This window comes from Nocardia amamiensis, assembly GCF_015477605.1.
GTDB lineage: Bacteria > Actinomycetota > Actinomycetes > Mycobacteriales > Mycobacteriaceae > Nocardia > Nocardia amamiensis_A.
The window spans coordinates 1-8,846 of record NZ_JADLQX010000064.1 but is presented as its reverse complement, the minus strand read 5'-3'; the positions used below and the strand labels follow the sequence as shown (position 1 = coordinate 8,846).

General features: G+C 67.1%; 7 protein-coding genes. 4 read left to right on the top strand and 3 right to left on the bottom strand.

The annotated features are described in order from the left end of the window. Nucleotides 1-85 precede the first annotated feature (85 nt). From IU459_RS35780 to IU459_RS35770, 3 genes are all read right to left on the bottom strand, one after another. Nucleotides 86-1,405, bottom strand: coding sequence for a hypothetical protein (locus IU459_RS35780; protein WP_195134028.1), 1,320 nt, complete (start codon nucleotides 1,403-1,405; stop codon nucleotides 86-88). Continuing rightward, nucleotides 1,402-3,099, bottom strand: coding sequence for a hypothetical protein (locus IU459_RS35775; RefSeq protein WP_195134027.1), 1,698 nt, complete (start codon nucleotides 3,097-3,099; stop codon nucleotides 1,402-1,404). The genes IU459_RS35780 and IU459_RS35775 overlap by 4 nt, the downstream gene beginning before the upstream one ends. 79 nt (nucleotides 3,100-3,178) lie before the next feature. Beyond that, nucleotides 3,179-4,702: a site-specific integrase gene (locus tag IU459_RS35770; protein WP_195134026.1), complete on the bottom strand. Its 1,524-nt coding sequence runs from the start codon at nucleotides 4,700-4,702 to the stop codon at nucleotides 3,179-3,181. Nucleotides 4,703-4,929: 227 nt separating this feature from the next. Between IU459_RS35770 and IU459_RS35765 the strand changes: the two genes are divergently transcribed. From IU459_RS35765 to IU459_RS35750, 4 genes are all read left to right on the top strand, one after another. Further along, entirely contained in the window at nucleotides 4,930-6,018 is a 1,089-nt protein-coding gene (locus IU459_RS35765) for a DNA cytosine methyltransferase (protein ID WP_228838981.1), read from the top strand. An 89-nt stretch (nucleotides 6,019-6,107) separates the two neighbouring features. After that, the gene (locus tag IU459_RS35760) at nucleotides 6,108-7,085 is read left to right on the top strand and encodes a hypothetical protein (protein WP_195134025.1); all 978 of its coding nucleotides are present in this window, start codon (nucleotides 6,108-6,110) and stop codon (nucleotides 7,083-7,085) included. A gap of 41 nt (nucleotides 7,086-7,126) precedes the next feature. Beyond that, entirely contained in the window at nucleotides 7,127-7,831 is a 705-nt protein-coding gene (locus IU459_RS35755) for a hypothetical protein (RefSeq protein ID WP_195134024.1), read from the top strand. Between the two features lie 166 nt (nucleotides 7,832-7,997). Next, entirely contained in the window at nucleotides 7,998-8,501 is a 504-nt protein-coding gene (locus tag IU459_RS35750; RefSeq protein ID WP_195134023.1) for a hypothetical protein, read from the top strand. Nucleotides 8,502-8,846 lie beyond the last annotated feature (345 nt).

Here is an 8,846-nt window from a genome sequence, read left to right as displayed (position 1 = left end):
CAAGCGCCCCCGCGGCAACCACGAACCCAAGACACAGAACAAGGAGGTCGGGTAGAACATCACCCAGGACCCACCACCTGCCCAATTACGTGAACGAACGGGCCGGGAAAAACGTGAACGTCGACACGAGCACCCTGATGGCCCGGACGACTGGTGGAATCACCGTCCACGGGGTTTCGCGGGGCAGGCCGCCGACTACGGCCCGGTCGTCGGCGTCGCGGGCGTGTTTGAAGTAGTTGCCGTGGATCGCGTATCGATGTGCCGTATCGGTGTCATCGGGTTCTGGGCAGCACCCGACCTGCAGTTCGAGGGCCTCTCCTGGCCTCATGCCGCTGAGGTAGAGGATCACAATCATGCATGCGGCGGACAGTCTGCGCATGAGGATCGGAGTGTCGTGGAAGTTGACGTGCCGCAACCAGGGTTGTTCATGCAACCGGCCCTGGACCCGGGTCTCCAGCGGGGTTTCGGTGCTGATCGGCAGCGACGAACCGTTTCGTCGGACGGCGACCTTCACCTGGGAAGTACTGGCGTCGGAAAGGCCAGCCAGATAGGTGCGTGCAACAATGCGGCGGCCGAGGTAAATGCAGCCTGGTAACGGCCGCCCCGTCGCGGTGTGGTCGGCGATGAGTTGCCGGAGCCCGGCGGTGGCCTCCGGGTTGGCGTGTGAGCGCACGCGTGCGACCAGTGCCTGGCGTTCGTCCCAGGCGGCGAGGATATCGTCACTGAAGTCGTCGACGAATCGTATGGCCCAGACCAGGAGTGGTGACATGACCGCAGGATGAATCGGCACTGTGCTGTTCTCGTTGGCGGCCTCGCGCGGGGGAAGGTAGTCGTCCTTGGTGCCGCTGGCTTCCCACGGCGGCATGACGAGATGATCGCTGGGCGGAAGGTGCGGAGCGAACCCCCAAAGCAGACTGACCGAGTGGAGTTGTTCGGCCACCGTTTCGCGATCGCGGCCCACGGCTCGGCTGATGTCCACCGCAAAATCCTCGAGATCGTCCGTGGTGAGGTCCGCCATGCTGCTCATGCCGTGGTCGAGCGTCCATTGCGCCAGGCGGCGCCAGCCTCTGACGACGCGGACCATCGAGGCTGCGCTGATCCACTTGACGCGGTTGATGCTGCCGGAGCCTTCCAGCACTTCTTCCGGTGTCGCGAGATTGACCAACGCCCATCCGGCGCGCCGACCTGTCTCGCGCAGTCGCTCGGGGAACAGCTCCCAATTGAGCGTCCAGGTTGCGCTATGGTTGTGGCTGCTCAGCGGGTCCAGGTTCCAAATGGGATCACCGAATCGTGAAACTTGTTGGCCACGTGTCCTTTCGGGAAGTCTGTCTGGACGGACGAACGGCTCATCGGCGGCGATCACCCACCCCGCAGCAACCGTGTAGCTGGCCCACAGGCTTGTCATGGATCCAGCCTCCTACGCAGGAGTTTGCCGATCGTGGCGCGGTCCGCGTCCGACAGATCGACGAGGGCTGCTGCTCGTTCCTCGGGTGTGGTGTGGTTGTCCAGCAATGCGCTGACCCGCAGATGGTGTTCGTGCCAATCCTGCGACCAGACAGCGCTGTCGACGACGCCGCGCAGCTCGTCGAGGGCCTCGCGTAGATGAACCAGCCGGGGCAGGTGCCGTCGGGTAGCGATTGCATTGGGGCAGGCCAGGCAGAGCAGAAACGATGCCGTGCACGGCAGTTCGGGTTCCGAAAAAGGGCTGTGGGTGAAGTCCGTGCATGCCGCGGTAGCGGTGTCAAGCGTCCCGTCCCCGATCGCCTTGGCTAGTTCCGGGTTGTCGGACAACTCGATCAAGGCGTCGACGTCGCCGAACGCGACACGCATCGCGCCGATGACGCGGGCGTGCTCGACCGCGTCTGTGAGTCCCTGCGCGATTGTGGCCGCCGCGTCGTGTTTGGTGGCGGGGTCGCGCATCACGTAGACCGACTCGTGGGTGTCGCGGCTGTTCTGGGCCGGTTCTTTGCGGATCAGCACCTGCACGGTGCGGCGGATGCGGCGCAGGCTGATGTGGCCGCAGGCAGGAGAGCCGATCTCGGGATCGTGGACGCTGGCCGGGATCCCAAGTTGGAAAGCGCTGCCGTCGCGCCAGCCGCGGTTCAGGCGGCAGACCAGCAGTCGATCGGTGGGCCGGCCTTGCAGCGCCAGCGTGTAGCGGGCAGGGTCGGTGGCCTCGATCACCTGGCTCAGCAGCCGCCCCGGGCTGCCTTCGCCGTGATCGATCAGGTTGTTCGTGGTGTAGCGGGAGCGCACCGGTCGGCGAGGTTTGCGGATCTCGACGGTGTGAATGTCGAGGTCATCGGCGATGGCAGTGTTGGTTGTCGGCACCGTCATCGCATCCAGCACCGAGTGGTTCCAGGACCCGCTCGCCACCAGCAACACCGCGGCGGCGAACGCTTCGGTGCGGGTGAGATACAACCTGCCCCAGGTCTTTTCCGGCGAACGACCGCCGAGTGCGCGTCGGTAGTGCTTGCGTATCGTGCGAACCTTGGCGTTCGGCATCAGCGGAGCGTCGCCGGTGCGCAGCACCTGGTCCAGGGCGTCACCGACCAGCCACTCGGAGCTGTCCGGCTCGAATTCGCCGTCCCGCCAGCGGCGAAGGTGCTCACGATTGGTTCGGATGCGTACCAGCGCGTTGTTGAACGTCGCTGCGGCCCGTGTCCGGATCTCGGTGAACTCGGCGTAGCTGTAGCTGGCTTCCTGCGGTGCAACCACGGGCGGCATCCGGCGTTCGACAGCTTTCACCGTGTCCGTGGAGACGCCGGGGACCTGAGGAATCAGGGCCCGCACCATGCCCAGGCAGTTGCGTCCGTTCGCCGTTGCCGGTGTGGCCAGCCGCCAAGACGACCACATCGCCGGCGTGATCTCCCCCACCGTCCGAACAGGATCGTCCTGGCAATCCGCCCAGCGCAGGAACTCCCGGATGGCGTAGTAGCCGGCGCGGCATGTCGCGTAGGCCCGCCACGTTCCGCCAGGCCCGCACTTACGGTCGAGCGCGGCGGCGAACGCTCGACGCAACTCGCTGCTGCCGGGCAACAGCGAAAAATCGAAAACGCCTTCCACCCCACCGGTTTCCGACCAAACCGTGAGAACCAAACCGGAATCGTCCAATGACCGCGGACGCCGAAAGCCGTTTGCTAGAAGCATGGCCTTGCTCTGGTGACGGCCGCCCACCTCAGTTGCTCTCCCCGTCAGGGGCCAGGTCGATCACCTGCCGGTGGGATGCAGCGACGCGAGCAAGGATCGCGTCGAGGTTCTCGGTGCCGTCCATGATCGATGCCAGCCGTAGCCCGTTGAGTGGTTCGAGATACGTCTCTCGCGTGACCTGCTCGCTGCGATGCCCCAACAGATCTTTCACCAGCGAGAACGCGTCGCCGTAGACCTTGCGCAAGTGATCACGTTCGTCCTTGTCGAGCCCGAATCGGGCATCGAGCCCGCGCTGCAGCGTGACCAGCATCTTCAAGGCGAAGGAATGACGACACGTATGCGGGGAGATACTCACCGGCTTCCCGAGTTTCCGGCATCGAGCGTTCGCGGCGAAGAACACCGCTTCCCATGACATGTAGTCCATCGGCAGACCTGCCTCGGTCAGCCACAGCTGCAAAGGCTCCAGCCCATCGGCGCCCTTGATGAACAACCGGTGCCGTTCCCGCACTCCGATGGCCCCCATCGCGGCCGTGCTCTGCCGCCCGAAAGCATCCTCCCAGGTCAGGCGTGTCTGTTTGCCGTAGGACACTGCGGTCACGATCAGCTTGCCAACCTGGCGGTCGTAGCGCCCCGCGCATTGGGCCCGGCGGATAGCTGCCCACCTGGTCGTCGCGAGGTAGGTCGCGATCGCGCGCACCGCATCGGCGTGCACGTAGAACATGCGCTCGCGGCGCTTGGCGATCGCCGCAGCAACCGTCCCCTCGTAGTAGGTGTGCCCCAGCACCGCCGCGGGCACTTCAAGTGCGAGCAGACAGCCGGCCTCACGCAGCCGTAATCCACTCTCGAACAACAGATCCGCGAACGCGGCATTGCGGCCGTCATTGCGTCCCCGCCACACCCGATCAGGCAGACCGTCCACACCGTAGCCGCGCAATCCGATATCCCGCCACAGCCGATACGTCCGTGGCGTCACCCACTTGACGTTCGACACCCGCAGGTCGGTGGGCCGGTTGACCATGACCTCCACCGTCCTGCCATCCCTGCCGCCGACCGTCGTCGTCGCCAACGGGCTCCGGCCCACATGCTCGCGGGCCACGGCCCAGTCGTAGACCAGCTTGAACGCCGCGAGCTCACGCGCCCACTTCGCGCCACCGATGCGGCGCGGATTGTCCACCGACCGGCGCCGCCACGCCTCGTAGTCGTCGACGTCATCGCACGTGGCCTCGTCCCAGTACTTGCCGCGCTGCCACAGGAACGTGAAGAACAGCCGATAGTCCTTCACGTACGACAGCTGCGTCCCCTCAGCGCGAAACGCGAACCGCGACCGGCAGAAGAACCGCGCCAACCGCGGATCGATCCGGCCCGCGGGGTCGATCAGGATCGGTGTACCCGGCTCGACCCCTACCGTGCGCTCACGGCGGTCGATGTCCACCCACTCACCGAGCACACCGGCGCAGTCGGCCGAGACCGGAACGTCCCGGGCCGTCCAGTACAGCAACCACTCACCCTCACCACCGGCCGAACAGTGATCGACTCCACCTGGGATAGGCACCGAGACACCGTAGAGGGCAGGATCCCAACGGCTGGGACAACACGCCTGAACCTTCGAGGGAAGAGGTCCGCCAGTGGGACCAGTGGAACCGCTGGATCGGCGAGATCCGCGCCCTGGGCTACGGGGTCAAGGTCATCGCCTTGAACTCCAGCCACGCCCAGCCGGTCCGCACCCCCGCCGCCCCTCAATCTCGAGACAGGCTTTACGTGGCCTACTGGGATCTTCAGTTGGGTCGCGAGCCCAACTGGAACAAGTGGCTGCGCCCGCTGGCCTACTGCCCGGCCTGCGACGAGTGGATCAATGCCCTCCAGGTCTTCAAGAAGCCCAATGCCGACATGGGGCGCTACCGCACCCAGTATGTGTACCGCTGCCCTCGGGTCAGCTGCCGCAACTCGATCGTGGAGCCGCCCGCGCTTCCGGCGGCCGCCGCGATCGACTGGACCCTGCCGGGCACCCGCATCGGCGACCGGGACAAGCCGCTGGCCCCCAAGACGATGGAGCGCATCCGGGTCGGCATGCGCCGCTACGCCTCGATGACGCCGATGATGGTCCCCGCCGGGGGCACCTGGCGCGACGACGCCACGCAGGTCACCAGCCCCATGGCCGCCCGCACCACCCGCGAGAACGACGGCCTGGCGATCCCGCAGCCGTTCCTGGCGCTGCTGCGCTCGGACCGCCCGCGCACGATCGGCCTGCACGAGCCGCTGGCGACCATCGTTGCCGACGGCTCCAATCATGGCCTGGTCGTGCCGCCGCTGATGATCCCGATGGAGGGGCGCGACGGCAAGGAAGCCCAGCTGGCCTCGATGCCGCTGCGTACCCAGACCACCCGCAACGAGACGGCGGTGGCGTTCCTGCCCTTCGTCGCCGAGCTGCGCGGTGGCTCCTCGGACGCGCGGCCGGTGACCGAGGCCCTGGCCACCGTCACCGCCAGCGGCAACCACCACGGCCTGGTCACCCCGCCCACCGGAATGTCGGCCGAGGTGTGGAACTCGCTGATGCTGCCCTACTATGGCAACGGCACCGCCCACCCGGTCGCCGACCCGATGGGGACGCTGTCCACCCGCGACCGGTTCGCCCTGGTCGACATGATCACCGAGCGCGACATCGAGAACACCCGATTCCGGATGTTGGAGCCGCACGAGATCCAGGACGCGATGGCGTTCCGCAAGGACTACATCGTGCTCGGCAACAAGCGCCAGCAGGTGCGCCAGCTCGGCAACGCCGTCACCCCGCCCGCCGCCGAGATCCTGATCTCCGCGCTGGTGGAGGCCATCACCGGCGAAGAGCTCGACCGCTACGCCCTGGCGGCGTGATCGGCCGGAGGGGGCCCGCACACCGGGCCCCCTCCCTGGCCCTTCCTCTCTCGTCCACTCCCGCAACCACTTTCGGAAAGGACTCCCCCGTGGACGACCTGACCACCAACTACCCCGAATGGGGCGTACCGGCCCCGCTCGGCCCTCCCGCGCCGGAGACCAGGGTCGCTGTCCGCGCCGTCACCTCCGGGATCGTCGGCGGCGGCTGCGAGCACACCGAGGCGTGGCGGTTCGTCACGATTCCCGCCGAGGCCCTGGGCTGCTACGACTACGAGGCCGACGCGATCACCACCGCGCTCGAGGGCCGCAACTGGGTCGGCGACGTCATCGCGCTCGACACCGTGATCGGCTGCGACGCACAGCGATTCACGGCGGGCTGCTCGACCTGGACGGTGTTCTCCAGCGACGTGAGCGACGACTCCGACCACGCGCTGCCTGAACGGCTGCGCGCCGAGCTCGAGCATTGGAACTGCGAGCACGCGCTGTTCGGCGGGCGGCCTGCGGAAGGCTGGGCCACCGAATCCGACCCGGACGAGCTGCTGGCGCTGGCGGTCCTCAAGCGATGGACCTTCGAGACGGCCGGGTTCCGTGCGTTCGCCCAGCGACCCGAGGAGTCACCGAACCTCGTGCGGCTGAACGTATTTCGCGACGGTGCCGAGCCGCTGTGCGAGGACACCGCATTCGGCACCGCCGAAGCGGCCAAGGAAGCCGCCGTCGCGATGATCGTCGGCGCCATCACCGCCGACCAGGCGACCCGGCTACCGACCTACGCGCAACGGGTGTCCGCCCTGCTTCATCCGCTGCCGGGCAGCGGCGTCGTGTTCACCGCCCGGATCGTCACCGACGATTCCGTCGAACCCGAGCACGGGCCCGCCCAACGCGCCGACATCGTGATCACCGCCGACGAGGACACCGATCCGGTCACGACGTACTCGCTGACCTCCAACCCACTCGACCCCATCCCCGACGAGCCCGCCGAGGTCCTGGCCCGGCACGGCTGGCGGATGGTCGGCCCCGGTCACCTCGACACCGACCACTACCTCATCGTGCGCGTCGAACGCGCCTGATCCCTCTCTCCCCCAAACCTTTTCCCGGAAGGACTACTCCGATGACGTTCACGATGTTCGACCGCTCCCGCTGGACCGCCACCGACGAGGACCGCGCTCGCCGCGGCGTCGCTGCCCGCGCGGCCGGGCCCACCGGCCCATGGACCGGCGATATCCTCGTCCACCCCGGCGGCTACCGCTCCCGTTTGTGGGTCACCGCCTACAGCGGCGAATTGTTCGCCTGCGGGGACGACCCCCACTACGGCTTCATCCTCGATCCCGACGGGAGCATCGACTACACCGGCACCTCCGGCATGTACGGCAACAAGCTCATCGACCGCGACAGCCTGACCGGCGGATCTGCCGCCGAGACGACCCCGTTCTGGCTCGACCGGCGCGACGAAGAGATGCCCTGTGACGTGCTGACCCTCACCACCGAGGCGCGCGTCTGGCACACCACCGAGACCGTGCCCAACGCCTACGAGGCGGTCGCCCACCGCATCTACACCGACGACAGCTTCGACACCGTGATCACCGAGTACGAGGCCAGGATCATCGCCGAGGGCTGGGCCGGGGAGCACTACTGCCCGCACCTGGCCGACTGGGTCAACGGCCGGACCGGCATCGACCGGGCAGTCCTGATCGCCGAGGCCCGCAAGCTCTGGGACGACCTGAGCTTGCACGTAGCGGACTGGCCGCACGCCGAGGAGCCCGAACCCAGCATCGCCGCCGCCGCAGCGCTCACGGCGTTCCTGGAGAGCTTCTAAGGACATGGCTCGGGCGGCCGACGAAGCCTCGGTCACGAAGACCGCAGCTCGGACACGCCAGGCCGCCCGATTGCGCCCCACTCGCAAAAGAAGGGCATCGCCAAGCCTAGCAAGCGAATCGGCCCGATACGACCGTTCGACACCCACCAGCGAGAGAGAAGTACCGATGATCGTCACCGCGCCGACAGCCGCTCACCACGCCGGGCCCACCGCCGACAACAATGAGGGCGTGGGAACCCTGATCACGTTGAAGGAATGGGCCGAACAGCGCGGCCGCAGCTACGGCTCGATCCGCAACAACTGGACCGGCCGCGAGGACTTCCCGGCCCCGAAGCAACCGCGCCCGCGCACCGGCAAGGGCACCCCGGCCCCGGAGTACGACTCCGACGACCTCGACGCCTTCGCTGAGCGGTGGGAAACCGCCAACCGCCCGGCCCCCTTCCCCATGCCCGACGGGCCCGACGAGTTCCGCGCCCTGGGCGCCATCGCCAAGCTGCTCGGCGTCGACGGCAAGACCGTGACCCAGTACCGCGAACTCTTCGACGAGAAGGTCGAACACGAGGACCGCGGTGCCCGCACCGTCTACCGCACGCGCGGGGTCGTCGAGGTGCTCAACGAGCGGCGCGGCATGGGCATGGCCCGCCCGCACCTGCGCCAATCCGCCGAATAGGCGGAGCCGCCGGGATGCGCGCACGGCGACCTGTGAACCAAAACGAACGTTTTGACATCCCTCGTATGGTCCACCGGCATTTCCGTCGCGGCGGCCGCGTTTCGGCGTGTGGGGTCCAGTTGAACGAAGACTGGCGTTAGTGAGTGCTCGGTTCCGGAATGAGAGTCGTTCACGTGGAAGGGTTCTTCGGTGCCTGCCCATTTCTGTGGAAACTGGCGTTAATACTCCAGCGGTAGATCGTGACGTGCCGTCGGGTTGGTTTGATCGCCGCGGCTGTGGTGCAGCGCGTCGCTGACTGAAATGGGTGCAGCCACCGTGTGGTTCGGTTGATCTTGTGTGTAGTAC